Consider the following 26,698-nt stretch of genomic DNA (forward strand, 5'->3'; position numbering starts at 1 on the left):
AGTCCTATTCCTCGTACAAGCCAGCTTCCTCAGTCATCTCGATTAGCTCATCCAAGAGTTGGCGGCGCTTGACTTTCCGCTGTTCCTTATAAATCATTAAATCTTGGAAAAGTATGCGCCGATGGGAACCAACTTTGATATGGGGAATTTCTCCGTTTTCCAGTAATTTTACTAAAAATGGTCGCGATACATTCAGAATATTAGCAGCTTGCTGCGTCGTCAGTTCGCGATTGTAACGAACTATCGAAGCAGCCTGATCTGATGCCATTTCTTGTACAGCTTGACGCAGGATATTGCAGACTGATTCTGGAATTAGAATCTCTTCTCCATTACTTGTGACTAATTTGGGCTGTGCAGATTCTCGGCTGAGTAGTTGTGCTAATTGTGCTATTGATTCTTGTTCTTTTTCTGGAGGTAAAACAGACTCTGGCGATGCTTTTTGCTTCAACATAGCAAGTCTCTCTTTTAATGTGTTTTTGTCTGATTTATGTAGTTTTGGACTCACTTCGAGCAAAGAAACCGGGTTTTTCACAAAAATATTTCGTTGCCACCAGCAGATTCGCGAAAAAACCCGGTTTCTGGCTACCCGCGTGTAAGTCTCCGGCGCATACTCAGTTGTTTTCACGATAACACTTTCCGCGCCATAAACGCAATATCCGAAACAAACGAAATATTCAAATTTGTATGAAGCAAGGTCGCAGTGTACATCCTTGCGGTTAGGGAAAATGAGCTTTGTATTGGCTTATGATTCAGACTTTTTGAGTATTCTTACTATTTCTTCCAGCAGTTTATCTATGGCACTTGAGCAATCGACTTGAGTTGCGTTCGGGAGGGATTCGCTTTCTCTAATTTGCTCATGCAGAAAACCATGACTTATGTGTTTTTGGATCTTTAGTCTCTGCCCCTTCATTACCTCTTTAAAAGACGTGGTGCCGCCAGAATAATTATTTTCTACTTCCTGAAAGTTTCTACAGTTAAATATAGGAGGTACATGATCCATAATTGCACGAGTAACCATGCCAGTCGCATAATAATTTCCCTTAGAATAGTTACTATTTAGTTCCTCACATAATTTTATAAGTTTTTTTAAATCAAATCTTGATGGTTTTGATGAAATGTCTTTAAGTTCCTGTAGTCTGCTTTCATTAATAAAAGGGGGATTGAGTGGCACATTTAAAGCTTGATCGACCTGATTTTTTGGTTTATTTATACTCGCGATCTTCTCCACTTCAGCTATTCCTTCAAATGTAATACAAACAGCATAATTAATAGAATCCAAATCAAATCTATGACCTAGAAAACCTTGATGTATTAAGTAGTTTGTAATACTGATAACTTGATTTTCAGATAAACCTATATCCTTAGTAATATAACCAAGACGAATATATTTATCTGGATCGTCTGCGGTAGCTTTATAAATACAATATAGGACTTGATAACGCTTGATTTTTTGTTTTTCAACTGCGATATCGACATTTTCGACATTTGGAGCTGACCTCAATAAACGCTCAGTGCTATCGCTCAGATTTTGAGTGACCTGCTTTTCTACTTCAGCTATTCCTTTAGATGTAATCGAAACATCATAATCAATCTCATCTCTCCATAGAGGACATGAATTATCTATTTTTATGAAATCCTGCGTGGATAAGTATTCGGAAATACTGAGAATTTCACTTTCCGGTAAATTTATAGACTTAGCAATATAAGCAAGAGAAATATTTGTCGAAGATATATTTAGAAGATCAGGAGCTTTATAAACACAATGCAAAAAATCAAAATGTTTCTTGTTTAGTTGTTCAAAATATTGACTATCGACGTTCATAGTTAACCTCAATAAAATCTTTGTACTAGCGTTTACATTCAGTATCTCTCAACAGTATATTATATACTGCTTGCTTTCTACAAATATGCCCACGTCGTGCGAAGGAATCTGAAATAATCGTTCTAGATTCTTAGTTGCTGGCAATGGTTTACCTTCAGCTTGACGACTCTCGATTAGTAACTCTATTACCTCTCGTACATTGTAGATAGCTTCTTCATAAGAATCTCCGTGAGTTACCGGCTGCATTACATCCTCAAATTCCGGCAAAAACACGACAAAGCATCGATCTTCTTCTGACCATTGGATAACAATTGTATATTTCATGGTTCTGAAGTTTCGGGTTGAAATTATAGTCCTGGACACCCTAGCCCACAAAGAAACCGGGTTTTTTAACTCTTATTGAGGGTTTTAAGCAAGTATTGTGGTGAAAAAACCCGGTTTCTGGCTACCCGTGCGATCGTCCTGAATTATTATACTCGATCGCCCGATCGCCCGAAATTCCCCCTCCCGACTGAAGACGGATGCTTCGCAGATGTACAATAAGACGATCGCATTCCCCAACTCCCACCGTGATAGAGCGCTACACTTTGCCCGAAATGGGCAACATCTGGACTGAAACCGCCAAGCTTAAAACCTGGCTGCAAGTAGAAATCGCTGTCTGCGAAGCTCAAGCCGAACTCGGCTACATCCCCGCCGCCGCAGTCGAAGAAATCAAAGCTAAGGCTAATTTTGACCCCAAACGAGTCCTCGAAATTGAAGCCGAAGTCCGCCACGACATGATCGCTTTCTTGACAAATGTCAACGAATATGTAGGCGATGCCGGACGCTACATCCACCTCGGCTTAACCAGTTCCGATGTGCTCGATACCGCTTTGGCGCTGCAATTAGTCGCCAGCGTCAATATCTTGTTAGAACGTGTCGAAGAATTGAGTCAAGCTATTCGCTATCAGGCTCAACAGCATCGCAATACCGTCATGGTTGGCCGATCGCACGGAATTCACGCCGAACCCATCACCTTTGGCTTTAAACTAGCAGGATGGCTGGCCGAAGTCTTTCGCAACCGCGCCCGATTGGTGAATTTGCGATCGTCCATTGCAGTCGGCAAAATCTCCGGCGCAGTCGGAACCTATGCTAATATCGATCCGCGAATTGAAGCGATCGCCTGTCAAAACCTCGGACTCGAACCCGATACCGCATCGACTCAAGTCATTTCGCGCGATCGACACGCCGAATACGTCCAAACCTTAGCACTGTTAGCAGCATCGATCGAGCGTTTTGCAGTAGAAATCCGCAACCTGCAACGCACCGACGTTCTCGAAGTCGAAGAATTCTTTTCCAAAGGGCAAAAAGGCTCATCCGCCATGCCCCACAAACGCAACCCGATTCGATCGGAAAGACTCACAGGAATGGCGAGAATCGTCCGCGCCAACGCCGTCGCCGCCTTAGAAAATGTGGCGCTTTGGCACGAACGAGACATCTCTCACAGTTCCGTAGAACGGATGATTTTGCCCGACAGTTCTACAGTAACTCACTTCATGTTAGTAGAAACGACAGACTTAGTAAAACACCTGCTAGTCTATCCCGAAAACATGAAACAAAACATGAACCTTTACGGCGGAGTCATCTTCAGCCAGCGGGTGATGTTAGCCTTAGTAGAAAAAGGCACGAGTCGCGAAGACGCATACAAAATTGTGCAATCTTGTGCTCACGAAGCTTGGAACAAACCGGGCGGCAATTTCTACAATTTAATTGCTAAGGACGATCGGGTAACAGCTAAGATGACCACCAAAGAAATTGATGATTGTTTCGATCCGCAGTATCAATTGAGGCACTTAGATTTAGTGTATCAGCGCTTGGGAATTTGAGGACAATTAACAATTAAAAATGACTCAGAGAGAGAAGAGAGCGAGCGTTCTCGCGCTTGTCCCACAGTCCGCCGGGGGTTTTAACCCCCGTCTCATAGCTAAAGTCGGTTAAAACTGAGATGTTGCACCATTCTCGCTTAACAGGCAAGATGCCTGTTCCACAATAAAATTGATCTCTTGTGGAACAGGCATCTTGCCTGTTCCTAAACAAATAATTGATATTGGTTCAATATCTCAGTTAAAACCGACTGAAAGACTCATAAAATAAAAGTTTTAGAGAAATATTTCAGTCCTCTTCAGAGGACTTTAGCTATGAGACAGGGGTTGAAACCCCTGTCGGTCGGGCCGACTGGCAGACAAGACGAAAAACGCGAAAATCCCCGAAAATATGAATTGTGAAAAGCCATATAAAACCTCAAATTAACAGAGTTATGAAAATTAGTCGATTTACAAAATATCTAATTGTATTCATCCTCGTATTACTATCTACAACCACACTGAATTATACAACGTCGATTCGCGCCCAGGAGCCGCCACAAGTGCAAATTACCCAACCAGAACAAAACCCAGTAGTACCTGAAAGTATTTTCATGAGTCAACTTCCCAGTTCGGCGCGACTGGTTGACATCCGCACCGTAAATCCCAACATTCGGCTCGATATCCGATACGCCACTACTAACAATTTCTTGAAACGAAAACTTTACCCTATATCGAAATGCGCCTTAAGAAGTTCTGTTGCTCAACAGTTAGGGCTAGTTCAAACAGATTTGGAAAAAATCGGATTGGGTTTGAAAGTTTACGATTGCTACAGACCTTTCTCTGTCACTAAACAAATGTGGCAAGCTTGGCCAGATCCGCGCTATGTTGCTAATCCTGCTAGGGGTTCGCGACACAATCGCGGTGCTGCTATTGATTTGACTTTAGTCGATCGCACTGGCAAAGAATTAGAAATGCCCACACCTTACGATGATTTTACCGAAAAAGCTCACGGAGATTATCAAGGCGGCAGCGCGGAATCTCGGAAAAATCGTCAAGTGCTTAAGAATGCGATGAAAAAACACGGATTTATGAGTATCACAACCGAATGGTGGCACTTTGATTCGGAAGATTGGCAGAAATTTGCGATTCTTGATATATCGCTTGGGGCGATTCCTTAATTCTACTATTTATTAATAGTCGCAGATCCAGGTAGGGCACGGCAGTGCTCATTCGTGACAACTTAAGACTGAAACCCTTGATAAATCTCGCAATTAGCTCAGTCTAGATCCCCCTAAATCCCCCTTAAGAAGGGGGACTTTGAGAAGACTCTTATCCCCCCTTATTAAGCTATGCCTTACTCACATCTTTCTTAACAAAATCAGGCTTGACATCCGGGGGGGAATGGGTGGAAACTAATTTCCATGTACCAGCAATGTCATGCAAACGTTGCCAGCCTCGCCACAGGGTCTTGACACCCGGTTCACCATCACATGAACGTCCTAAAAATCCACCTAATTTTGCAATCCAACGAATGCAATTACTTAAAGTTGGGGGTGATTCACTAGGGATAGGAGTCCCATGAATTGTGCAGTAAAGTGCTTGCCATTCATGGGTTTCGAGAATGGTGTCCCCTCCCAGCTCAGGATGATGACGAGATTCGTAAATCATCCACAATAACCGCCATGCCACAATTGTGTAGGTTGAGATTGCCCGTTCGATGCGCTCGGCAGTTTCTAATTGTAGCTGTTCTAAACCGCATCCACTTTTAAGAACGTAATGATAGCGTTCGATTAACCAACGGTAACTGTACCAGCGTAAGCACTGGACAAGATCAGAGAAACCATTAATGGGCAAGGTGGTCAATAACAACCAGCTTACAGGCTTCTCTGTGGTCGGTGGGTTGTTTTCACTAGCCAGAATCACTTGCACTGTCAGCGGCTGTAAATTTTGGTGGTGAGGGTGGCTTTGAGGAGGTAGAATTTCGACTGTTGTAGCCTGCAGGTTCAGAGTCGCTTTACGAGCTTCTCGCTGCGGATTAGCTCGCAATTCCAAGTCCAGTTGTCCGGCGATCGGTACTTTGGCGATCGCACCTTGTAGTCGCTCTACTTCTTTTGTACCATCAGAGTTCTTGACTTGACGGTTGTGATAGGCGCGAATTAACAACTGAGAATTCTCAGGTCTTTCAGTCGCTAAAAAGTCATAGATGTCGGCTTCGCGATCGGCTACCGTTAGTACAGTAATTGATTCTGGCATCACCTTCTGGGTCGCATCAAGAGCTGTTAACCAACGTTGGCTTTCTTTGTCTTTGGTTTCGGTTTGATTTCTGGAATGCTTCTTACCAATAGTCGCAGGATCTCGCGCCCATACTTGTTGGTGCAACACTCCTAATGGTACTCCATTGGCAGAGCTACAAAATACTGAGTGAACTTTCAGACCCCGACTGGTGGCACTATCCAAGTGTCCCATTCCTTTCTTGCTGGGATGGTGGGTGAAATTCAGTTCTGTGGTGTCCTGAATCGCCAGAACCATTGGGTGTACTTTGATTCGTTCGATGGTACTTCTTTGGTGGGCTTGGCGAATCGCATCTGACGAGACTCGTGGAGATGACCAAAAGTCATAAGCCCCTTGGGTGGCTGCCCAATCCCCTGATGCTTGTGGCACAGTGGCATGGGGCTGTGAGGCTAAGTCTGAGACAATTCGCACCAGTCTTTTCTGGCGACGCCGATCGCCTAAACAAGCAAATTGTAGTTCTGCTACTGCCCATTCTGCCGTCATAGTTCCTCACTCGCCTCTGATACCGTAATTTCAGGCTTACTTGATTCGGTTCCTGGTTGTCAATCCTACTCCAAGGGAGCGAGCGCCCGGAGGTCGCTCCGGCTTGAGCCGGAGCGCCTTTGTTAAGAAAGATGTGAGTAAGGCATAGCTTCTTAAGGGGGGCTAGGGGGGATCTGAGCTTAATACTCAAACAGCAGTCTGTGATTGGGTTTGATGTTAAGTTGTCACCAATGGGTACTGCCCTGTCCCTACAGATGTCAGGAAAATTATCGCAATTTTACCGAAAATTCGTATTCGTATCCCCGGAAATTTGAGTGTAATTGTAATGTGTAATTGCCTGTTACTGGCATTTTTCCAGTCCACTCTGTTTCATTGTCCTGATAAGGATCTCCGGCTAAAAGTTTGCCACGGGGAGTTATAATTTGCGGGAAAACTTCTTGCCGATTCCTCACAGTCATTGTTTGACCTTTGCGGGCGCGAATCCGGTAAGAGTGGCTGCCGCCGCCGATAATTCGACCTTTGACGATCGCCTCATCTCCTCCCGGTCGAAAATTAATCTGCTGGTTGATGTTAGAACAACTGCTTTCGGTGCGTCTTTTCGCAACCCAACCGGGAACTGGATCGGTAATTCGCAACCAACCGTTTTGTTCTTCGGCAACTGAAACAAAGGTATTATTTTTAAGTTTTCCTACTATGTTGCTGCCCCTTACTTGGGGGATCGATCGCACATTTAGCGGTGGATTCTGATCGCTGACTACAGCCTGGCTGATTTTGCAACCCGAATTTGGCGGTGTGACAACTACTGGCCGAACTTTTCGCCCAGAGACTCCTGCAACTAGCGAGGATTGAACAGCCGGGGTTTTTGCAGGTTGGGGTTGGGATTTCGGAGATTCTGCAGCCTGGGTTTGTGCTTGCAAAGGTTCTGGTTGCCGAGATTCGGGATTGTTCGTCGGCGCTGCAATCTGGTTTCTGGTGGATGCCGGAGATTCAGTGAGGGGAGGATGGGATTGTTTCATCGTACCCGACTGTATAGTTGCAGCAGCCACTCCCACCGCTGTTGCCAGTCCTGCTAAGCTTACTGTGATGATTTGACCCTTGGTAAATGACATAAAAAACCCTCTCTGTATCTATACTAATAATTTTTGTTTGGGAGTTGAGGCGAGGGAGCATCTCATATTTGTAAAAACACTTCTTCTTCCTCCTTCCTTCTGACTCTTTCCTCCTGACTCCTGGCTCCTGACTCCTAACTCCAATTTCTAGCTTGGCTGCTTTCATTGAGATGCTCCTTGGGGCGATCGCCAGTTAATTTATAGTCGAAATACCTAGTGCGGCCCACAGGGTCAGGATTTTTAGATAAAATTTCAGATCCATAATTGCCGCAATAATTTGAGTCAATATATACTGGACGCCTATACTGATGGTAATCTTGCTCTGGGGTATTTGCGCGCAAATTTGCGAAGGTAAGCGTTCAGCGCGAGGTACATAAAATGTCAAAATTGATTCCTCTGAGATTACAACCGCCTCGCGATCGATTGTTGGAGGAGGTGAAGCAGGAAGTCCAAGCAGGACGATCGCAGTCTTTGCACGCCGCTGTGCTGGCTAACCTCAGTCAAGACTCGCCGCCTCTTGGTGTTAACCCCTGTTGGGATGTGGAAGTGAAAGCGGGCAACCGTCCGAGTTTTCGGCTTCCTCCCAAAGCAAGCATTGCTAAAGTCTTCGATCGCGCCGGCGGTAAATTGGTAATTTTGGGAGCGACGGGTGCAGGCAAAACTACGACGCTGCTAGAATTAGCTCGGGTGTTAATTTCCCGTGCCCAAAAAGATGCTAGTTTGCCCGTACCAGTGCTCTTTGAACTCGGATCATGGAAAGCAGAATCTGGGGCGATCGCAGATTGGTTAATTGCTCAACTTCAGTTCAAATACAGCATCTCTCCGGCTGTCGGCAAAAAATGGCTTGCCGAACAACAATTGCTGCCTCTCCTCGACGGCTTGGACGAAGTAGAAACCCACCGCCAAAATAGCTGCATTCAAGCAATCAATCAGTTTGTGGAAAGCGAATTTAAACCCAAACATTTAGTAGCTTGCAGCAGTTTTGAAGCTTACAAAAACTGCGAAACTAGATTTCGCCTGCAAGCAGCGGTTTTATTGAAACCTTTAAGAGAAACTCAAATTCAAAATTATCTGCTAGAAGCCAGAAGCCGCGAACTTTGGTACAGCATTGAGCACGAGCCGGAGTTGTTGAAATTGGCAAAAGTTCCCTTGCTTTTGAGCATGATGGCTTTGGCTTACGACGATATTTTAATTGAAGCTTGGAAGCGCATAACTTCTGCCGAAGAACAGCGCAAATATCTGTTAACTGCCTATATTCGCCACCAAATCACCGGGGAAGTCAAGCAGTATCCCAGAGGTAAAGAACTGCGGCCGGAACAAATTCGCCACTGGCTGGGATGGTTGGCCAGAAGAATGGAACAGCAAGGCATTCAAGAATTTTACCTCGATCGCATACCGTCTAGCTGGCTGCAAACAGCCGATGAACGGCGCAAGTATCAGTTTGGAGTTAAGCTGCTTGGCGGGCTGATTTGGGTGATTTTGGGATTAATTGCCAGCCTAGTCTCCGGGTCAATTTGGGGATTAATTGCGGGTGCTGTTGCTGCGGTAATTAGTGCTTTGTTGCCGGGAATTCCGGGGATTGAAAGTTTTATATTGCGCCTCGTGCTGTGGTCGAACGGCTACATTCCTTGGGATTACAGGCGTTTTCTCGATGCTGCGACCGATCGCCTGCTGCTGCAAAAAACGGGCGATCGGCGCTACCGATTTATTCACGATTTACTGCAAAAACATTTTTCGGAAATCTAAATGCCGGAACTTGACAAAAACAAATATAATGGATGTAACTGTGAAGGAGATTCCAATATTTGAGAAGCAAAAGGAAACTCAATGACTGTAAAATTCATTCTGAGCGAATACGTTGACCAAGCACTGGCTGAAGCCCTGTATGACAAACTTGAAGATCATAGCTTTGTAGGTAAAATTCCCGTTTGCAAGGGAGTCATCGCCTTTGGTTCAACTTTAAAAGAGTGTCAAAATGAGTTGCGCTCAACTTTGGAAGACTGGATTTTGCTAGGGTTGAAATTGCGACATCGAATGCCCGTCATTGACAATATTGATTTAAATATGGGATAGCTTGTCAACTACCACACATTCATCCTACAAAAAAGTTGGCGGTATTTTGGCCATTTGAAATAGCTGTTCCGCCGTAAATTCTAATCCCTCAAAAAGTGGATCTTTTAATAGGGTATTTCCCATATAAGTCTGCGGTGCTGCATCGGGGTAAAAAACTGTAATGCTTCTCGCCTTGCTATCTACTATCCAAACCCGCAATACCTTAGCATCTAAATAATCTCTCGCTTTAGCAGCTAACTGACCGAAAGTTTGTTCGGGTGAAATAATTTCTATGACTAATTCTGGGACTACAGGACAGGCTTCATCTTGATTCCAGTCAGGAGATAAGCGTTGGTAAGAAACATATAAAAGGTCTGGTACTGGCACCCAGTCTCGCCCCTGCCGGGTTAATTTTACCGCCCATTCTACACCAATTTCTCCCCGTTCGTCACCCCACTGTTCGAGGAGTTTTATTAGGCTTCTGGTGAGGCGAGAATGAAATTTTTTAGGTGACATTTTCGGTACTGCTTGCTCGTCAATAAGTTCGTAGGTAATATCGCCTTCTCCTTCGGGAAGAGTGAGAAACTCTTCCAGAGTGAGTTGAGTTTTTGTGTGGAGCATAATATTCCTCTGCTGTGGGCAGGCAAGTTAGTATTATTTTAACTTAAATATTCATTGACATAATACAAATGTTATGATAAAGATTGGCAAAGTCTCAGGTTTTAACTCTCAAATTTGCGATCGCATCCTCATCCACACCCCCGAAAGGTTAAGATTCTAGTCTGACCCTCCTGCAATCATTGCTTAACCTCCTATGGCAGAAACCTTATTGTTCAACGCCCTCCGCGAGGCGTTAGACGAAGAAATGGCCCGCGACTCCGCCGTATTCGTACTCGGCGAAGACGTAGGTCAATACGGCGGTTCCTATAAAGTCACCAAAGACCTCTACAACAAATACGGCGAACTTAGAGTGCTCGACACCCCGATCGCCGAAAATAGCTTTACAGGCATGGCAGTAGGCGCAGCAATGACGGGACTGCGGCCGGTCATCGAAGGCATGAACATGGGCTTTTTGCTGCTGGCCTTCAACCAAATTTCCAACAACGCCGGAATGCTGCGCTACACATCAGGCGGCAACTTCAAAATGCCAATGGTAATTCGCGGGCCCGGCGGCGTGGGCCGGCAACTCGGCGCGGAACACTCCCAGCGCTTAGAAGCATATTTCCAAGCAGTACCCGGTTTGAAAATAGTCGCCTGTTCGACTCCCTACAACGCCAAAGGACTCTTAAAATCAGCCATCCGCGACGATAACCCGGTTCTGTTTTTCGAGCACGTTCTTCTTTACAACCTCAAAGAAAATTTGCCAGAAACAGAATATTTAGTGCCGCTGGACAAAGCAGAAATTGTGCGATCGGGCAAAGATGTCACTATCCTGACTTATTCTCGGATGCGGCACCACGTCATGCAAGCCGTGCCCGCACTGGTAAAAGAAGGTTACGATCCAGAAGTAATCGACCTAATTTCTCTCAAACCCCTGGACATGGAGACTATTGGCGCATCCATTCGCAAAACTCACAAAGTAATTATTGTAGAGGAGTGCATGAAAACAGGAGGCATCGGTGCTGAACTAATTGCCTCAATCAGCGATCGATTTTTTGACGAACTCGACGCACCGGTTTTACGCCTGTCTTCACAAGATATTCCCACACCTTACAACGGCAATTTGGAAAGACTGACAATTGTCCAGCCCACTCAAATTGTCGAAGCCGTCCAAAAAATGGTAGCATTGCGAGTATAAATAGTCATCAGTCATTAGCCATTAGTCATTAGTTATCACTCTTTGGTTGTTCGCTAAAACTAACGATATCTGCCCGCAGGACATTGATGCTAAAACACGGATGCACAGATTGATTATTTCTTCCACCTAACTACTGACTAATGACCAATGATTAATGACTAATGACTAATGACTAATGACTAATGACTAATAATTAAATATGCAAAAACAACGTTCCATATTAGCCCTAATTTTTGTTCTAATCATCGCCGCCATTACTGTAATAGTAACAATTCCGACGCGGCTGGGATTAGACTTGCAAGGAGGGTCGCAACTCACAATTCAAGTAAAAACTACCCCCACAATTCCCAAAATTGACCAGGGAATGTTAGAAGCAGTGCGGCGGATTGTCGAAAACCGCGTCAACGGTTTGGGTGTTTCCGAAGCATTAGTCCAAACAGTAGGAGAAGACCAAATTCTCGTGCAGTTGCCCGGAGTAAATGACCCGCAGCAAGCAGAACGAGTTTTGGGCGGCACGGCCAAGCTAGAATTTCTGGAACAACTGCCCGGAACAGAAGCACAATTAGCCATTGAAAGGCAGTTGCAGCAGGAATTGCTGGTCAAACAAGCAGAATTGAAAATTAGCCCTAATGAGGCGGCTATTAAAGAAAATCAGGCTGCTTTGACAAGAAGCAATGAGGCGATCGCCAAACTCTTCAAAAGCAGCGGCCTCGGTGGCGAAAACCTCAAAGATGCTCAACCTCAACCCTTGGCCTCTGGGAACAACTGGAACGTTGCTCTTGTTTTCGATACCCAAGGAGGCGAACTCTTTGCCCAACTCACGAAAAATTTAGCCGGCACCGGACGCAGTATTGGTATTTTCCTAGACGAAAGAATGATCAGTTCTCCAGTCGTCGGCGTTGAATTTGCCCAAACAGGAATTACTGGTGGGAGTGCCGTAATTCAAGGCAACTTTACAACCCAAGAAGCCAACGATTTGGCAGTGCAATTGCGGGGCGGCGCTTTGCCGGTGCCTGTCGAAATTGTAGAAAACCGCACTGTCGGCGCTAGCTTGGGTAAAGACAGCATTCAAAGCAGTATTAACGCAGGTATCGGCGGCTTAATTCTAGTCTTGATTTTCATGGTGGCCTACTATCGACTCCCCGGCGTAATTGCTAATATTTCTCTGTTAATTTATGCTCTGTTAACTTGGGCAGCTTTCGTGCTTTTGGGAGTGACATTAACGCTGCCAGGAATTGCGGGTTTTGTGCTCAGCATCGGGATGGCCGTAGATGCTAACGTGCTGATTTTTGAGCGCACGCGGGAAGAGTTGCGGGCCGGGAAATCGCTTTATCGCTCTGTAGAATCGGGTTTTTACCGCGCTTTTTCCAGCATTTTAGACGGCAATGTCACAACAGTTATTGCTTGTGTTGCTTTGTTCTGGTTAGGCGCTGGTTTAGTTAAAGGGTTTGCTGTAACTCTGGCATTGGGAGTATTAGTGAGTATGTTTACTGCGCTCACTTGCAGCCGCACTCTGCTGTTCGTAGTATTGAGCTTTCCAGCATTGCGGAAACCTCAGTGGTTCTGTCCTAATTTGTCGAAAACTGCTAACACTTAACAGTTAACAGTTAACAGTTGACTGTTGACTGTTGACTGTTAACTTCTTCCTTCCTTCTTAAATCCGTTACACAATCCGTTAGACAATCCGTTGCCGAACTTCCTTCTTCCTTCAAATTATGAAATTCAGTGTAATCAAATATCGATCGCTCTGGTGGAGTATTTCCGCGGCTATAATCCTCGCAGGTATAGTGTCGATGGCGATTTCTTGGACTCGTCCCGACATCCGCGCACCGCTGCGCCCCAGTTTGGACTTTATCGGCGGTACTCGGCTGCAATTTGAACTTGACTGCACGAAACCAGAAAATTGTAAACCCATCGATATTGCTGCTGTCCGCCAAATCCTCGACACCCAGGGTTTAGCGGGCAGCAGCATTCAAGTTATCGGCCAAGAACAGCAGGGTTTGTCGCTGCGAACAAAAACTTTGGATGTCGAACAGCGGACTAAGTTGCAAGCAGCTTTGAGCGAAAAAATAGGCGTTTTTGCTCCTCAATCTACTCAAATTGATACGGTTGGGCCTACCCTCGGCAAACAGTTGTTTACTTCGGGTTTGCTGGCTTTGTTGGTTTCTTTTGCTGGAATTACTGCTTATCTGACCTTCCGATTTCAGTTGGATTATGCCTTTTTTGCTTTTGTGGCTGTGTTTCACGACGTGTTGGTCACGCTTGGTGTTTTCTCATTTTTAGGTTTAGTTCAAGGAGTGGAAGTTGACAGTTTATTTGTGGTAGCGCTCTTGACACTTATCGGTTTTTCTGTTAACGATACGGTGGTAATTTACGATCGCGTGCGCGAAGTAATCAAGCTAAATCCGGGACAGTCGATCGATCAAATTGTCGATGATGCTGTCATGCAGACGCTGGGAAGGTCAATTAACACAACGTTTACCACGCTGCTGACATTGTTTTCAATCTTTTTGTTTGGCGGCGAAACCCTCAAATACTTTGCTTTAGCCTTGATTATCGGTTTTATTGCTGGTTCGTATTCGAGTATTTTCGTTGCCAGTACGCTACTAGCTTGGTGGCGCAGTCGCACCGGCAACTCCATCCCCGTCCCCGCAGAAGGAATCAACCAGTCAGAGGAAGTTTAATTGAGTGTTGACGGTTAACTGTTGACGGTTAACTGTTGACGGTTAACTGTTGACTGACTAATAATAAATCATCAATAACCAATAACCAATGACAAATGACAAATGACAAATGACAAATAACCAATGACAAATGACGAAACTTTTCAAAGTGAAGTCCAAAGGCTTCACAAACTAACAGTTTACGGCCGCTGGTTAACTGTGATATTGCTGTGGATTAGCGTCGGTTCTTTGAGCATTTGGGGTTTGCGCCGCGAAATCGCTTTGTGGTTAGAACACTTCACTTGGGTGGCGGTGCGCTACGGTTTATCTTTCCATCGCTGGCCGACTCTCGGTTTGGGTTTGTGCTTGGGAATGACTTTAGCAGTGCTAACTTGGCAAAGTCGCAATATGGTGCGAGGATTGCCCCTGCGGGAAAAACAGAGTTTGGAACAACAAGTTCGCCGCATTCGCCAACAGGGGCCGAGTCATCCTTTGTGGAAGTGGGTTTGCAAAGGTTCGCGGTAGCCGACGGGCTTTATTCTTTAATATCTTAAAGAGAGACGAAAGTTTGACTCTTAAGCGGTTTCAACGGCCGAGTCCCTAACTTTTATTGCTTCTTCCTTCTTCCTGACATCCGTTACATCCGTTACATCTAAAATGTTGCACCATTCTCAATAAGCTTTTTATGAACAGGCAAGATGCCTGTTCCACAAAGAGTGAATTTTCTTGTGGAACAGGCATCTTGCCTGTTAAGCGAGAATGGTGCAAGATCTCAGTTACATCCGTTACATCCGTTACAGTAATCCGTTGCCGAACTTCCTTCTGTTGTATCACGCAAAGCGAGGCAACATCTGTGCTACGGAAGACTGTTGAAGTGGAATTTCGATCGCAAATTCTGCTCCTTTTCCCGGTTCCGAAGAGCACTTCAATTGGCCACGGTGTTGATTGACAACAATTTCATAGCTAATCGACAGTCCCAAACCCGTTCCTTGGCCGACCGGCTTAGTAGTAAAAAAAGGGTCAAACAACCGCTTCCGAACATCTTCTGTCATTCCCGGGCCGTTGTCAGAAATTTTAATTATTACCTTTTTTTTCTCACTTAACTCCGTGCGAATCCGAATCGTAGGAATCAGGCCGGTAGACTTAGAAACTGATGATTGAGTTTTTGTACAAGACTGCTTTTCCTCGCCTGATTGGGACTTTTTCGGGATTTTTTTATCAAAATTTTCGTATTTATTAGACTCAACCAGAACGTAAATTGCATTAAGTAAAATATTCATAAATACCTGATTGAGCTGTCCGGGATAGCACTGCACCAGCGGCAAGTCGCTGTATTCTTTGTAAATTTCGATCGCCTCCTGCCCCGGTTTCCCTTTAAGCTGGCTTTGCAAAAGCATAATCGTGTTGTTGATACCTTCGTGAATGTTGACCTGCTTCATTTGAGCTTCGTCTAATCTGCAAAAATTCCGCAGCGACAAAACGATGTCGCGCACTCTTTCTGCACCTTGCTGCATAGAATTTAAGACTTTCGGCAAGTCTTCTAGCACATAATCGAGTTCGATTTTTTCTGCTTCCGCTTCAATTGCTGCGATGGGTTGGGGACAGTGCTGTCGGTAGATATCGAGCATCCGCATTAAACCTTGCGTGTATTCTTTAGCGTGATGCAAATTGCTGTAGATAAAGCCGATCGGATTGTTGATTTCGTGAGCTACTCCTGCTACTAACTGCCCCAAAGAAGACATTTTCTCTGTTTGAATTAGTTGAGTTTGAGTGCGCTGAAGTTCCAGCAGGGCAAGTTCGAGCTGTTGGGCTTGATGTCTTAATTGCGCTTGCGACTCGCGCATCACCACGGTGGATAACTCGTGAATTTGCAACTGAGAAAGCAGCAGTTGGTGTACGTCTAAAAGTTTGTAAGTTTCCGGTTCTACTTGTACTACAATTGGTTCGTGGATTAGTTCTGGCGATCGCTCCAAAGACTGCCGCACTGCCGTCATAATTGAGGTGTCGCGATCGAGAACCAACATATCAGTTTTAGTAAAGCGGTAGAGTATGAACAAAGGCTGTTGAGAAAATAACTCCAAACTGTAGGGGCGGCTCATGTGTTCAAAATAACGCCGCCGCGAAATCATCCCTATAAACTTTCCTTGCTGAGTGATGATGATGCCGGGCACTAAAGGGTTTGCTTGAAAAATTTTAGCAACTTCGTCCCCCGGGCACTCTGATTCTAGGAGAAAGTCGTACAAGGTTAATTCCTGTAGAGTCGATGGCAAACTAAGCGGTGATTTCAGGGGACTCAACCCGTCATTTTCATACACTGCTCCCTCCTTTGGTAATTGACCGTAGCGGTTGGCTGCTGGAGTATTGCTTACTATTTGTACTGCATTTTCTATTTTTTTATAGCTATGAAATTAACTCTACTTTGCTCGCTCAAATTGAGTTAATTCAGCAGAATTTTTTGGATCTTAAATCGTGCGGGTGTCACCCGAAACGCTATTGCAGGTTAGATTAATTTAACAGCAGACACTCCTTTGAAACCTAATTATGTAGTAAATTTGACCGATCCAAGATTCTACTAATCCGAATATAACAGTCATAACTATTTTTAATGTTTGATGACATTAATTTGGTTCAGATTGATAGACATCTGCGACCTGTGGTAGTACATTTGGTATTACCCCTTGCGTAAAATTATATTACAATAAGACAAGAATAGCGACAAATCTGCAGCCGATCGCCTATTTGACAATTCAGGCCAAATCGGTGTCGGCGAATTGCCAAGAAATGTCAATTGTCAGTTTTTTCGCACAAATGCCGATCGCACTCAACCCGAAGATTGTATGGTAGGTAGTCTCCGAGCTAGGGAAAGCCGATTGCGAGCAATTTGTCAAGTTCGGCAGTTTATACTTTACCCACATCGAGACTCCAAAGGTTTATCGACGAAATTTTTCCCGGCCGATGCTAAAGTTGTGCGATCGCAACTAAAACTCACATTCCACACATCCGCTTGATGTGCCTTAAAAGTTTCCCGAAAAGTACCGTCGGGGCACCAACTTGAGATTCAAATTCTGTCGCTGGCAAATGGGACACGGAGAATCAAGAGGAAGCAGAAGCAAATAATTCTGTTTTACCGGATATCTTACACCTCTGTCAGCAAGAGGCTTTCCGGCCTGTTCCACAAAATATCAAGTTTCTTGTGGGGTGGGCCCCAGAGCCCGCCCATAAAAGCCTTACTGAGAATGGTGCAACATCTCAGTTTTACTCGAACTTTCGCCAACTTCAACTTCAATTTGAGGAAGTTGGTTTGGTGGCGATTATATTTCGATCATTATTACTTCTCCTCCCCCTTGATTTTAGGCAATTCTCATTAGAAACTCTAAGATGTTGATTTGAGGAACCTCGGGGGGTGGGGTTTGGTTGGGCGATCGCACTGAGCTAAATTGAAATGACATTTGAGGAAAGTAAGCGACGGTTTTCATGTGCGGTTTCCCGAACTAGAGGTGGTAATTATATACACGGCGGGACGATCGTACTTTCAGTACAATGTCAGTATCTCAACCTGTACATCTGTTGAGTCTGAGCCTCTGAGAGTGTGAAACTCGCTTTTATCCTTTGGCTGTCTGGATAGAAGGTTTTTCAAGGGTGGGGCGTTGCGAGGGCCAGAAGCAGACAGTTAACTAAACGGCACAAGGAGATAGGGACAGATAGGATAAGCCCACAAGCGAGAGAGTGAGGGAATTTTCATCATCATACCTTGAGAAAATCACGACAGCAGCAGCAAGATCACCCAAAAGAATGATTGATTCAACAAAAGTTGCGTGTTATATTTCAATATAAATCTATACAAAAATATTTTTACCTAAAAGGAGAACAAAAAATGGACACACCTACAGATCGCGCACAAGAACCAGTCGGGACAAGAGAGCTCGAATCAATACCTGTATCTGAAAAAGTTTCGACCCAAAAAGTTGCTGAGGTTAATTTTGAAACGACTCCTTTACAAACCCCTGCTTATACTCAGGAAAAAGTTAGCGTCGAGGAGGTAAAAATTAACGGCGACGATTTGGTTGCTAAAGTTAAAGAACTGATTCACGAAGGAAATATCCGCCGCATCATTATCAAAAATGAAGAGGGACGGATTTTGGTAGAAGTTCCTCTGACGGTGGGAGTAGTCGGTGGAGTCATCGGTGCGGCCTTGTTTCCCGTCATTGCAGCAGTAGGAGCGATAGGTGCATTAGTCGCTCACATGACCATCATCATTGAAAGAACAGAATAAAAAAAATTCAGTTGTTAGCAAGGCTCCTGTCCGGTTAATTTCCCGTAATAAAGCTTGTTGGTCGTGAGTTACGATCGTCATCTCTTTATGGATGAGAAAAAACTTGCCTTTATTACTAAAAAGTTAAGTGTGGTTATCTAACCGGGCTTAAACAAATTTCAAGCATAAACTCGCTTCATCAAGAGAGGGGTAGTAAGTGTTACTACTCCGTTCTCTTTTTTCCCGATTTCTCTGATGAATTGTCTTCCCACTCCGGCCGTAAAGCTGCCACTTTTAAGGATGTAATGAATCATCTATGATGACGCTAAATCCTCGACTAATCTTGCTTGGGTGACAATGATTCATTACCTCTAGCCGCCGTTGATTCATTTCACTGAATGATCAAGGCACTGTCCTTAAAAAATGGGGTAATAATTTATGGTAAGTTACTCGGACAGCGTGTGCCACCATCGGCGAGAGGTGGTTTGGCTCACTTTCTCCCAATAATTCGCCTAAATAGTTCCTAAACTCCCGTTTTTGGGCTTGATGACGAAAGATATCGTCAAATCTTTGACACCATTTATAAAAGCAGGGGGGCATTGCGGCGGAGGTTGTCTCTTTCATTGCTCATCTTTTAAGTTTATATGCTTGCAGAGCAAGTATATAAACTCATTTAGCCCGTATTTGTTGTTTAAGTCCGGCTAATCCTATTCCCTTGGAGGACTCAGACAATCAGTCGGAGGGTAGAGCCTGGTTAATGCCTTTGCTAGTTAGATTCGATACAGATGAAGGAAAAACCAAAAGTTCTCTAAACTTCCTAAGCATTAAGCTGTTAAGCATTTAAACTGGGTATGACCAAAACGCGCAAGGTTTACACAGGAATCTTGACTAAACCTTGACTAAATCTTGACTAAACCTTGACTGAATCTTGACTAAATCTTGACAGTGAATCGAAGTAAGTGATTTAAATGCTGAACAGCTTAGTTCAAGTTTTCAAACCAGAGCATCTCCTACAGACCAATATTTTTTGAATAGTTGTGGCTAAGATAATTATGAAACCTAACGAAGAAAATAGCTCTAGCCGTGAAATTCATCAAGAAGTTCACACCGATGCAACTAACGGTCACGTCAGTACAACGCGAACTACTACAAGTGTTCCGAGTACAACGGGGAAAGCTTCTAAAGAAGCAGCTCATCACCAAGGTTATGTACAGGGTGAAATGGCCGAAAACCACCGCCAACTTGGAGTCCAAGAAGTCCGCGATAATGAGAATGCGGGCCGCGGGTTACTGTTAGGAATTCTTCTTGCTTCTTTGGCAGGCTTAGTTCTGGGCAGTGTATATTACTTCAATCGGGGTGAGGAGGCTCCTACTCCTACTGCTGCTCCTGTGATTGTTGTACCGAAAGCGAATCAGCCTTCAGCAACACCTGCTCCGACTCGGACTATAGAGAGAGAAAAAACGATCATTCAAAAGATTGTTCCGGTTCCGGTTCAACCAAGTCCAGCTCAAAAGGCTACGCCGGCTCCTCAACCAAGTCCAGCTCAAAACGCTACGCCGGCTCCTCAAGCAAATCCGGCTCCCAATATCAATATTACGGTTCCAAATTCACAGCAGCAAGATGCACCCGCTCAGCAAGCAGCGCCGACTCCATCTTCGCCGTCAAATAATACCAATACTACGGTTCCGACTCCGCAGGATGAGCCAGCTTCTCCTCCGGCAACTCCAGCACCTGAGAGTTCAGCTACTTCATCTCCAACTCAAGATGATGGTGCTTCTGGAGCAGGTACGAGCGACCCAACTAATACGGAAAGCCAGAGCGATTCTAATCCTACGGATACGGGTGTACCTGATAGCAACTCCGGCGCAGAGGGTACGACTGGTTCACCGCAATAGAAGTTGGATGTTTAATTAGTCCGCCTGGGGTTCAAACCCCAGACTCATCGCTAAAGTCCTTTAAAGCTGATATCTTGCACCATTGTCAGCAACAGGCTTTCCGGCCTGTTCCACAAAATATAAATTTTATTGTGGAACAGGCATCTTGCCTGTTCATAAAAGGCTAATTGAGAATGCTGCAACATATGAGTTAAAGAGGACTTTTTTTTATGGTTTAAACTGAGATATTGCACCATTCTCAATAATCTTTTTTGGGCGGGATCTCCTGCCCAACCCCTACTCCCCACAAGAAAACTCATTCTTTGCCGAACAGGCGCGAAAGCCTGTTAAGCGAGAATGGTGCAACATCTCAGACTAACCGGACATTGTGGCTGAACTCAAGAAACCTGGTTTCTGCAATGGAAAACGTTTTAAGATTGTGCCAACCTATCCTAAGAAACGGTTTGGTGAACTAATTTAACTTTCCCTAAAGCCGTCTTCCGGCTGTCAAAGAGTTTCATCACGCCGGAGGAGATGGTCTCGATGACATTGGGAGCGCAGTAAGAGAGAAACTCTTCGGAGGAAGTAGGATCTGCAAAAAACTCTTGAGCTTTCTTCAACAAGTTTTCAGTTTCAGCAAAGCCGATAGATTTGATAATAAACGTACCTACGGGAGAGTTTTTAATATCATAGCGAGATTCTTGATTTCGTCCTACTGCTAACAAATTTAAAACCTCTCTTTCTAACTGACTTTCTAATGGGTAGGCGCTCTGTTTTTTGGGCAAGTAATCCTCCAAAACCGCTGTTTTAGATCCGGGTGCGCGCAATTCTCCCATCATAGTTGAAAGCGGAATCTCGCGGCCCAAACGGTAGGAAAGAGCTTCTAAAATGGCGATAGTAATTAGCTTGATACCCAGATAAACTTTAGCAACGGCGATATTTTTCCGAGTTCTGGCAATCAGGTTAGCGTAGGTTTCATCGTCCGGCTCTTGCCTAAACTGCTGGAAAACCAGTTCGGGTGTGAGGAACTTCAAAAATCCTTCCATTTTTTGCAGAGACTTGCGATATTCGGCAACAGTATACAAATTGGCATTGCCCAATTCGTGGTTGGTTTCTGGCATCAAGTTCCAGGTATTGTCTAAGAAATTAGAGGAATTGGGAGAGGCAAAATTCTCTACATCCCGATTTGCTAACCTGACCGCTCGCTTGACAATTTCTACGGTTTGGGCATCGCTCCATGCCAAGTTAAAATCGCGATTCGCACTTACCAAACGCTGGTGCAACAGTTCGATCGCGCTCAAACCACTGGGCGAAACCGGGCGAAAAGGAATAGTAGCCTCAATGCAAGCTGTTATCTCAGCGATCGTACTAGCTGGCAAAAAAGGCTCCAAACATTTGGCAGCAATAACAGCACTCAAAAATTCGTTTTGACCGGCAAACGGAGAGAGAGTCTTGCCGGGAATAAACCCAAAGACTGAGGCCACTAGGTGATACATGGCATCGTCGGGCAGTTCGCTTTCATCTCTAATAACTAACTGCGATCGCACCTCTTTGACAAAAGGACAAAGGGCGCTGCTAATATTGAAACTAACGCCCTGATCGACTTGCACGTACACGAGGTCGTGAAACAGCGCAGCCAGCACCTCGATCGGATCGACTGACCCCCCGACCTCAAAAATGTGTTCCGACGTGTGAAAGTAGCGCCAAGGCCCTCTCATCGTTTGAATGATTAGCTCAGCTATCTGCTCCAGCTTTGGAATGTCTACTCGACCTTCCAATTGCTCGATCGAGCTTACCAAGCAATCCAAGCACCGTTTTTGTTCTGCCAAAAGCTCCATTTACACACCTCCAGTGCATTCCCTGATTGTCTTGCGCTTGATTGCATGGTATCAAAACGCGCTGCGATCGTGCCATGATTCGTAACTCAAAAATTGCAAATTTTAGGGTGAAACAGGGAGAGGGGGCGAGGAATAGAGGAAGAACGAGGAAGAGAGAGGCAGAGCGAGGGAGAGCGAGAGCGAGAAATTAAATATTAAAAATTCGGGCGTTGTGGAGATTAGGGCAACTTCGGCTATCGGTATCATAAATTACAGTAAATATGATAAAAAGTGGGTAAAAAATTGATGAATTTTTGATGAAATTATGATGAATTTTTGACAAAAGCTGTGCCTGGGTAGCATTTACACCAGCTTCAAACTGCGGTGGTATAAATCCTGCATCCGACCTCAGAATAAGATTCGTAGACGTGCTGATAAACCTATTGACATTTGGGCTGATACACTTCAGTTGAGTATCTTTCGGGAAATCGAGCTAAAGCTTCCTCGATCGCCACTTTAACTGCTGCCTTGGTTTGCTGTCGCCTCCCCCAATCTCATACTAACAGAACTTCCACAACTGTGACCAGTGATCCTGGCATCATGCAGCACAAAATCCGACAATAAACATAGGAACATCGGGGCGTTTCACTGGCTTCATTAAATAATTGGACAACATCAATCGAGCTTAAATACCCCCTTAATCCCTTAGTCCCTCTCTGCTGGGACTTCGTATGTTTAGAAGCGATTTCAATCGCCTAATCCATTGTTAGATTCCCACCTTCTTTCAGAAGTCGGGGTTCGGGGGGATTGTGTCTTTGGAGCCGCTGTTTACTGCATCCGATCGATCGTCCGATACTGCACCGCCTCCCCGACATGATTCGTTTTCAAGCTTTCATCCCCCGACAAATCAGCAATAGTTCTAGCAACCTTCAAAATGCGATCGCTCGCCCTCGCCGAAAGCCCCAATTTCCGAATCGCCATCTCCAATAAATTCCGAGAAGCATCATCCAACTGACACCATCTGTTAATGTGGCTGCTTTGCATCTCCGCATTACAGCGCAAACTAGATTCCGACTGAAAACGGCGAGTTGCGAGTTCTCGCGCCCGCTGCACCCTCACCCGCACCGGTTCCGACTCTTCCCCCGTCGGTTGTCGCGTAATTTCCTCGGGTTTCAAACGATTAACCGCCACTTGCAAATCAATCCGATCCATCAAAGGCCCCGAAAGTTTTGCCCAATATTGCTCCCTCTTTTGTGGTGAACAAGTACACTGTTGAATCGAATCGCCGTAATAACCGCAAGCGCAAGGATTCGTACTCGCAACTAATGTAAATTGAGCCGGAAACATCACCGATTGTCTAGTTCGAGAAATCGTCACATAGCCATCTTCCAGCGGTTGTCGCAAAAACTCCAAAACATCTCTTTTAAACTCAGTTAATTCATCCAAAAAAAGAATGCCGCGATGTGCTAAAGAAATTTCACCCGGACGCGGAAAACTGCCGCCACCAACCAAAGAAGGGCCTGATGCCGAATGGTGAGGACTGCGAAAAGGTCGATCGCCCACCAAGCTTCCCTTATCCTTCAACAACCCCGCCACCGAATGAATTTGAGTTACATCCAAAGCTTCATCAAAAGTCAGCGGCGGCAAAATACCCGGCAAACGCCTCGCCAACATCGTCTTACCGCTCCCTGGCGGCCCCACAAAAATTAAATTGTGTCCCCCCGCCGCCGCAATTTCCAAAGCCCGCCGCGCGTGAATTTGCCCCTTTACATCCTTTAAATCTAGACCCAAAAACCGGGTTTTTGCTAACTCTTCTCGACCGTTTACTTCTACAGGCGAATAAACTTCAGGATTGTTCAAAAAATCAGTAACTGCAAAAATATTCTCAAAACCATAAACAGATATTCCGTGCACCAAAGCCGCTTCCTGCGCGTTACCAGCCGGTACCACCAACCCGGAAATACCCATTTTTTGAGCAGCAGCGGCGATCGGCAAAACTCCAGCCACAGGCCGCAAACTCCCATCTAAAGAAAGTTCCCCTAAAAACAAATAATCTCCCAAAAGTTGACCGCTGACTTGTTCCGATGCTGCTAAAATGCCAATGGCGATCGGCAAATCAAAACTCGGCCCTTCCTTCCGCAAATCCGCCGGAGTCAAATTAATCACAATACTCCGCATCGGAAAAGCATATCCCGAATTTTTGAGCGTAGCCTTAACCCTTTCTTTAGCTTCTTGCACCGCAGAATCTGGCAATCCCACAACCACAATTTTCGGTAGCCCGCCTGACACATCAGCCTCAACACCAACCTTTACCGCGTCAATTCCAACGATCGATGCACTCCAAACCCTAGCAAGCATTTTTCTTTATCCTTAATTTGCCTGTCCTTGATTCATCATCTATTATGATTAACAATGACTAATGAATATCGGAAGAGGCAAGAAAAACTTTTCCTTGCCTCTTCTTTTTCTCCTCTTCCTTCTCTCCTGCTGGGTCTTCCCTCGAACCTCTTCCCCTTCCCCCTTCCCACTTCCGCCCTCTTCCTTCTTCCTTCTTCCCTCTTCCCTCTTCCTTCGTTAACCACCCATGACAACTCAAGAAACGCTTTTCAGCAAAATCATCCGCAAAGAGATTCCGGCAGACATCGTTTATGAAGACGACTTGGCCCTCGCGTTCAGAGATATCCATCCGCAAGCGCCCGTCCATATCCTCGTCATTCCCAAACAGCCTATTGCCAAATTAGCCGATGCCGAGTCTGGAGATCATGATCTCATGGGACACTTGCTGCTGACTGTCAAGCGGGTAGCAGAACAACTCGGACTTAGCAACGGCTATCGCGTCGTCATTAATAGCGGCAGCGACGGCGGCCAAACTGTAGACCACCTGCACCTTCACATTCTCGGCGGTCGGCAGATGAAGTGGCCCCCAGGCTAAAGCCTAATTTTTACGCAGAACTTGCGGACTCATCCTCAGAAACCCGGTTGATTTCTATTGCCCAGCGCCTCAGAAACCGGGTTTCTTTTTTCGTCAAACCCGCTTGATTCGAGATTATTGAGAATGCAGCCCGATCGCACTAAAAACCAGCTTTTCAGTATTCTCCCGATAAAAATTTCCCCTCGCAGAAGCCACCAGTTAGATGTTAATAAATATTAAAAATTATCTCTTCAAGACCTAATTAACAGATATTTAGATAGAAAGAGAATTGACCTGAACAAAAATAATTGGCTCGAACTGTTGAACCAAGCTACAGACAATAGATTCAGTTCTTCAGATCGCTATATTTAAACCGTGTGGTGTGTAATTTTACTTTGTAAAAGACTACAAAAATTTACCAAGAATCCAGTTTTTGTAAATGTTTGTAAAATCTTTAAATTGTCACCAGTAATTCCTTGGCAAACTTTAGTGAATGGTGTTACTAATATAAACGTGGGGCATTCCCACAATGAACATTGAAAATTCAATTAAGCCATCATAAACCAAATGACAACAACCGTACAGCGTCGCGAAAGCGGCAACGTTTGGGAACGGTTCTGCGAGTGGGTAACTAGCACTGACAACCGGATTTACATCGGTTGGTTCGGCGTCTTGATGATTCCCACCTTGCTGAGTGCCACCATCTGCTACATCATCGCCTTCATCGCTGCTCCTCCTGTGGACATCGACGGCATCCGCGAACCAGTTGCTGGTTCCTTGATGTACGGCAACAACATCATTAGTGGTGCTGTTGTGCCTTCATCGAATGCGATCGGGCTTCACTTCTATCCCATCTGGGAAGCAGCTTCCCTCGATGAATGGTTGTACAACGGCGGCCCCTACCAATTGGTAGTATTTCACTTCCTCATTGGCGTTTTCTGCTACATGGGTCGTGAATGGGAATTGTCCTACCGTTTAGGTATGCGTCCTTGGATCTGCGTCGCTTACTCTGCACCAGTTGCAGCCGCAACCGCAGTATTCTTGATTTACCCGATCGGACAAGGCAGCTTTTCTGACGGTATGCCCTTGGGTATCTCCGGTACATTCAACTTCATGATCGTGTTCCAAGCCGAGCACAACATCCTGATGCACCCCTTCCATATGTTGGGAGTTGCTGGTGTCTTCGGCGGTGCTCTGTTCTCCGCTATGCACGGTTCCTTGGTAACATCTTCTTTGGTTCGCGAAACAACCGAAACTGAATCTTTGAACTACGGTTACAAATTCGGTCAAGAAGAAGAAACCTACAACATCGTTGCAGCCCACGGCTACTTCGGTCGGTTAATCTTCCAATACGCGAGCTTTAACAACAGCCGTTCTTTGCACTTCTTGTTAGGTGCATGGCCAGTTGTCGGTATCTGGTTTACCTCTTTGGGTATATCGACAATGGCTTTCAACCTGAACGGTTTCAACTTCAACCAATCGATTATCGACTCTCAAGGTCGCGTCATCAACACTTGGGCTGATGTCATCAACCGCGCTAACCTGGGTATGGAAGTAATGCACGAGCGCAACGCTCACAACTTCCCCCTCGACTTGGCCGCCGGTGAAGTCACCCCAGTAGCAATGGTTGCTCCTTCCATCAACGGCTAAATTTAGCTTTTGATTTAACAAAAAGCGCTCCTAGAAATAGGGGCGCTTTTTGTTTTGGCAAGTAGAATTTGAGAGATTTTTTTCTGTTAAATCCGTTAAATCCGTTAAATCCTATATACTGCGCCTTGCCG

25 protein-coding genes and 1 pseudogene are annotated in these 26,698 nt (G+C 45.1%); 13 read left to right on the forward strand and 13 right to left on the reverse strand.

Translation table 11 applies throughout. From position 1 onward, the window contains the following. Positions 1-4: 4 nt before the first annotated feature. From D0A37_RS20325 to D0A37_RS20335, 3 genes are all read right to left on the reverse strand, one after another. On the reverse strand, positions 5-625 hold the full coding sequence (locus tag D0A37_RS20325; protein WP_242717038.1) for a helix-turn-helix domain-containing protein: 621 nt from the start codon (positions 623-625) through the stop codon (positions 5-7). A gap of 117 nt (positions 626-742) precedes the next feature. Further along, complete coding sequence (locus tag D0A37_RS20330) at positions 743-1,822, reverse strand: hypothetical protein (protein WP_242717040.1); 1,080 nt, start codon at positions 1,820-1,822, stop codon at positions 743-745. Positions 1,823-1,870: 48 nt separating this feature from the next. After that, a complete protein-coding gene (locus D0A37_RS20335) occupies positions 1,871-2,146 on the reverse strand; it encodes a type II toxin-antitoxin system HicB family antitoxin (protein WP_242725651.1) in 276 nt (91 codons plus the stop codon). Between the two features lie 245 nt (positions 2,147-2,391). Here D0A37_RS20335 and purB point away from each other — a divergent pair, with 245 nt between their 5' ends. Then, a complete protein-coding gene (gene purB / locus D0A37_RS20340) occupies positions 2,392-3,687 on the forward strand; it encodes an adenylosuccinate lyase (RefSeq protein WP_242725653.1) in 1,296 nt (431 codons plus the stop codon). Between the two features lie 13 nt (positions 3,688-3,700). Here the strand turns inward: purB and D0A37_RS29135 are convergent, their stop codons facing one another. After that, on the reverse strand, positions 3,701-3,835 hold the full coding sequence (locus D0A37_RS29135; protein WP_278187095.1) for a hypothetical protein: 135 nt from the start codon (positions 3,833-3,835) through the stop codon (positions 3,701-3,703). A 283-nt stretch (positions 3,836-4,118) separates the two neighbouring features. On the opposite strand from D0A37_RS29135, the gene D0A37_RS20345 reads away from it, so the two are divergent. After that, positions 4,119-4,844, forward strand: coding sequence for a M15 family metallopeptidase (locus D0A37_RS20345; RefSeq protein WP_242717042.1), 726 nt, complete (start codon positions 4,119-4,121; stop codon positions 4,842-4,844). A 169-nt stretch (positions 4,845-5,013) separates the two neighbouring features. Here D0A37_RS20345 and D0A37_RS20350 read toward each other — a convergent pair whose 3' ends face one another. Continuing rightward, the gene (locus tag D0A37_RS20350) at positions 5,014-6,441 is read right to left on the reverse strand and encodes an IS4 family transposase (RefSeq protein ID WP_242715793.1); all 1,428 of its coding nucleotides are present in this window, start codon (positions 6,439-6,441) and stop codon (positions 5,014-5,016) included. A 266-nt stretch (positions 6,442-6,707) separates the two neighbouring features. Then, positions 6,708-7,550 (reverse strand): SH3 domain-containing protein, encoded by an 843-nt coding sequence (locus D0A37_RS20355; protein WP_242717044.1) that lies wholly within the window; start codon positions 7,548-7,550, stop codon positions 6,708-6,710. Positions 7,551-7,928: 378 nt separating this feature from the next. Between D0A37_RS20355 and D0A37_RS20360 the strand changes: the two genes are divergently transcribed. Continuing rightward, the gene (locus D0A37_RS20360; RefSeq protein WP_242717046.1) at positions 7,929-9,296 is read left to right on the forward strand and encodes an NACHT domain-containing protein; all 1,368 of its coding nucleotides are present in this window, start codon (positions 7,929-7,931) and stop codon (positions 9,294-9,296) included. An 81-nt stretch (positions 9,297-9,377) separates the two neighbouring features. Then, on the forward strand, positions 9,378-9,623 hold the full coding sequence (locus tag D0A37_RS20365) for a type II toxin-antitoxin system HicB family antitoxin (protein WP_242717048.1): 246 nt from the start codon (positions 9,378-9,380) through the stop codon (positions 9,621-9,623). A gap of 24 nt (positions 9,624-9,647) precedes the next feature. Here the strand turns inward: D0A37_RS20365 and D0A37_RS20370 are convergent, their stop codons facing one another. Beyond that, positions 9,648-10,223, reverse strand: coding sequence for a Uma2 family endonuclease (locus D0A37_RS20370; RefSeq protein WP_242717050.1), 576 nt, complete (start codon positions 10,221-10,223; stop codon positions 9,648-9,650). 193 nt (positions 10,224-10,416) lie between these two features. Between D0A37_RS20370 and D0A37_RS20375 the strand changes: the two genes are divergently transcribed. The 4 genes from D0A37_RS20375 to D0A37_RS20390 all read left to right on the forward strand — a co-directional run bounded on the left by D0A37_RS20375 (position 10,417) and on the right by D0A37_RS20390 (position 14,588). After that, a complete protein-coding gene (locus D0A37_RS20375; protein ID WP_242717051.1) occupies positions 10,417-11,400 on the forward strand; it encodes an alpha-ketoacid dehydrogenase subunit beta in 984 nt (327 codons plus the stop codon). Positions 11,401-11,599: 199 nt separating this feature from the next. Then, positions 11,600-12,997 (forward strand): protein translocase subunit SecD, encoded by a 1,398-nt coding sequence (gene secD, locus D0A37_RS20380; protein WP_242717053.1) that lies wholly within the window; start codon positions 11,600-11,602, stop codon positions 12,995-12,997. A 118-nt stretch (positions 12,998-13,115) separates the two neighbouring features. Further along, entirely contained in the window at positions 13,116-14,084 is a 969-nt protein-coding gene (gene secF / locus D0A37_RS20385; protein ID WP_242717055.1) for a protein translocase subunit SecF, read from the forward strand. A gap of 123 nt (positions 14,085-14,207) precedes the next feature. Then, positions 14,208-14,588: a hypothetical protein gene (locus D0A37_RS20390; protein WP_242717057.1), complete on the forward strand. Its 381-nt coding sequence runs from the start codon at positions 14,208-14,210 to the stop codon at positions 14,586-14,588. Between the two features lie 75 nt (positions 14,589-14,663). On the opposite strand, the gene D0A37_RS20395 is transcribed toward D0A37_RS20390, so the two are convergent. Continuing rightward, positions 14,664-14,804, reverse strand: a complete 141-nt coding sequence (locus D0A37_RS20395) for a hypothetical protein (protein WP_242717059.1) — start codon at positions 14,802-14,804, stop codon at positions 14,664-14,666. Between the two features lie 89 nt (positions 14,805-14,893). Beyond that, complete coding sequence (locus D0A37_RS20400) at positions 14,894-16,378, reverse strand: sensor histidine kinase (RefSeq protein WP_242717060.1); 1,485 nt, start codon at positions 16,376-16,378, stop codon at positions 14,894-14,896. Between the two features lie 456 nt (positions 16,379-16,834). Here D0A37_RS20400 and D0A37_RS20405 point away from each other — a divergent pair, with 456 nt between their 5' ends. Both D0A37_RS20405 and D0A37_RS20410 read left to right on the forward strand, forming a co-directional pair. Beyond that, positions 16,835-17,071: a hypothetical protein gene (locus D0A37_RS20405; protein ID WP_242717063.1), complete on the forward strand. Its 237-nt coding sequence runs from the start codon at positions 16,835-16,837 to the stop codon at positions 17,069-17,071. An 866-nt stretch (positions 17,072-17,937) separates the two neighbouring features. After that, entirely contained in the window at positions 17,938-18,336 is a 399-nt protein-coding gene (locus tag D0A37_RS20410; RefSeq protein ID WP_242717065.1) for a DUF4342 domain-containing protein, read from the forward strand. A gap of 182 nt (positions 18,337-18,518) precedes the next feature. Here the strand turns inward: D0A37_RS20410 and D0A37_RS20415 are convergent. After that, positions 18,519-18,939 (reverse strand): annotated as a pseudogene (locus D0A37_RS20415) (transposase); the annotation flags it as partial. Positions 18,940-19,367: 428 nt separating this feature from the next. Between D0A37_RS20415 and D0A37_RS20420 the strand changes: the two are divergent. Next, a complete protein-coding gene (locus tag D0A37_RS20420) occupies positions 19,368-20,210 on the forward strand; it encodes a hypothetical protein (RefSeq protein ID WP_242717067.1) in 843 nt (280 codons plus the stop codon). A 50-nt stretch (positions 20,211-20,260) separates the two neighbouring features. Here the strand turns inward: D0A37_RS20420 and D0A37_RS20425 are convergent, their stop codons facing one another. From D0A37_RS20425 to D0A37_RS20435, 3 genes are all read right to left on the reverse strand, one after another. Next, on the reverse strand, positions 20,261-20,509 hold the full coding sequence (locus D0A37_RS20425) for a hypothetical protein (RefSeq protein ID WP_242717069.1): 249 nt from the start codon (positions 20,507-20,509) through the stop codon (positions 20,261-20,263). 132 nt (positions 20,510-20,641) lie between these two features. Beyond that, complete coding sequence (locus D0A37_RS20430) at positions 20,642-22,027, reverse strand: hypothetical protein (RefSeq protein ID WP_242717071.1); 1,386 nt, start codon at positions 22,025-22,027, stop codon at positions 20,642-20,644. An 807-nt stretch (positions 22,028-22,834) separates the two neighbouring features. Continuing rightward, positions 22,835-24,364 carry a YifB family Mg chelatase-like AAA ATPase gene (locus D0A37_RS20435; RefSeq protein ID WP_242717072.1) on the reverse strand — a complete coding sequence of 510 codons (1,530 nt, stop codon included), beginning with the start codon at positions 24,362-24,364 and terminating at the stop codon, positions 22,835-22,837. Between the two features lie 226 nt (positions 24,365-24,590). Between D0A37_RS20435 and D0A37_RS20440 the strand changes: the two genes are divergently transcribed. Together D0A37_RS20440 and psbA are read left to right on the forward strand one after the other, a co-directional pair. Next, complete coding sequence (locus D0A37_RS20440) at positions 24,591-24,938, forward strand: histidine triad nucleotide-binding protein (RefSeq protein WP_242717073.1); 348 nt, start codon at positions 24,591-24,593, stop codon at positions 24,936-24,938. Positions 24,939-25,484: 546 nt separating this feature from the next. After that, complete coding sequence (gene psbA, locus D0A37_RS20445) at positions 25,485-26,567, forward strand: photosystem II q(b) protein (RefSeq protein ID WP_242717074.1); 1,083 nt, start codon at positions 25,485-25,487, stop codon at positions 26,565-26,567. The last annotated feature ends 131 nt before the right edge of the window (positions 26,568-26,698 follow it).

It is taken from the genome of Microcoleus vaginatus HSN003 (assembly GCF_022701255.1).
Lineage (GTDB): Bacteria > Cyanobacteriota > Cyanobacteriia > Cyanobacteriales > Microcoleaceae > Microcoleus > Microcoleus vaginatus_B.

Excerpts from the sequence above, each read along its gene's own strand:
- D0A37_RS20330 (WP_242717040.1), bottom strand. The coding sequence starts at position 1,822 with ATGAACGTCGATAGTCAATATTTTGAACAACTAAACAAGAAACATTTT.
- D0A37_RS20335 (WP_242725651.1), bottom strand. The coding sequence starts at position 2,146 with ATGAAATATACAATTGTTATCCAATGGTCAGAAGAAGATCGATGCTTT.
- D0A37_RS20345 (WP_242717042.1), top strand. The coding sequence starts at position 4,119 with ATGAAAATTAGTCGATTTACAAAATATCTAATTGTATTCATCCTCGTA.
- D0A37_RS20350 (WP_242715793.1), bottom strand. The coding sequence starts at position 6,441 with ATGACGGCAGAATGGGCAGTAGCAGAACTACAATTTGCTTGTTTAGGC.
- D0A37_RS20355 (WP_242717044.1), bottom strand. The coding sequence starts at position 7,550 with ATGTCATTTACCAAGGGTCAAATCATCACAGTAAGCTTAGCAGGACTG.
- D0A37_RS20360 (WP_242717046.1), top strand. The coding sequence starts at position 7,929 with ATGTCAAAATTGATTCCTCTGAGATTACAACCGCCTCGCGATCGATTG.
- D0A37_RS20365 (WP_242717048.1), top strand. The coding sequence starts at position 9,378 with ATGACTGTAAAATTCATTCTGAGCGAATACGTTGACCAAGCACTGGCT.
- D0A37_RS20370 (WP_242717050.1), bottom strand. The coding sequence starts at position 10,223 with ATGCTCCACACAAAAACTCAACTCACTCTGGAAGAGTTTCTCACTCTT.
- D0A37_RS20375 (WP_242717051.1), top strand. The coding sequence starts at position 10,417 with ATGGCAGAAACCTTATTGTTCAACGCCCTCCGCGAGGCGTTAGACGAA.
- secD (WP_242717053.1), top strand. The coding sequence starts at position 11,600 with ATGCAAAAACAACGTTCCATATTAGCCCTAATTTTTGTTCTAATCATC.
- secF (WP_242717055.1), top strand. The coding sequence starts at position 13,116 with ATGAAATTCAGTGTAATCAAATATCGATCGCTCTGGTGGAGTATTTCC.
- D0A37_RS20390 (WP_242717057.1), top strand. The coding sequence starts at position 14,208 with ATGACAAATGACGAAACTTTTCAAAGTGAAGTCCAAAGGCTTCACAAA.
- D0A37_RS20395 (WP_242717059.1), bottom strand. The coding sequence starts at position 14,804 with ATGCCTGTTCCACAAGAAAATTCACTCTTTGTGGAACAGGCATCTTGC.
- D0A37_RS20410 (WP_242717065.1), top strand. The coding sequence starts at position 17,938 with ATGGACACACCTACAGATCGCGCACAAGAACCAGTCGGGACAAGAGAG.
- D0A37_RS20420 (WP_242717067.1), top strand. The coding sequence starts at position 19,368 with ATGAAACCTAACGAAGAAAATAGCTCTAGCCGTGAAATTCATCAAGAA.
- D0A37_RS20425 (WP_242717069.1), bottom strand. The coding sequence starts at position 20,509 with ATGAGTTTTCTTGTGGGGAGTAGGGGTTGGGCAGGAGATCCCGCCCAA.
- D0A37_RS20430 (WP_242717071.1), bottom strand. The coding sequence starts at position 22,027 with ATGGAGCTTTTGGCAGAACAAAAACGGTGCTTGGATTGCTTGGTAAGC.
- D0A37_RS20435 (WP_242717072.1), bottom strand. The coding sequence starts at position 24,364 with ATGCTTGCTAGGGTTTGGAGTGCATCGATCGTTGGAATTGACGCGGTA.
- D0A37_RS20440 (WP_242717073.1), top strand. The coding sequence starts at position 24,591 with ATGACAACTCAAGAAACGCTTTTCAGCAAAATCATCCGCAAAGAGATT.
- psbA (WP_242717074.1), top strand. The coding sequence starts at position 25,485 with ATGACAACAACCGTACAGCGTCGCGAAAGCGGCAACGTTTGGGAACGG.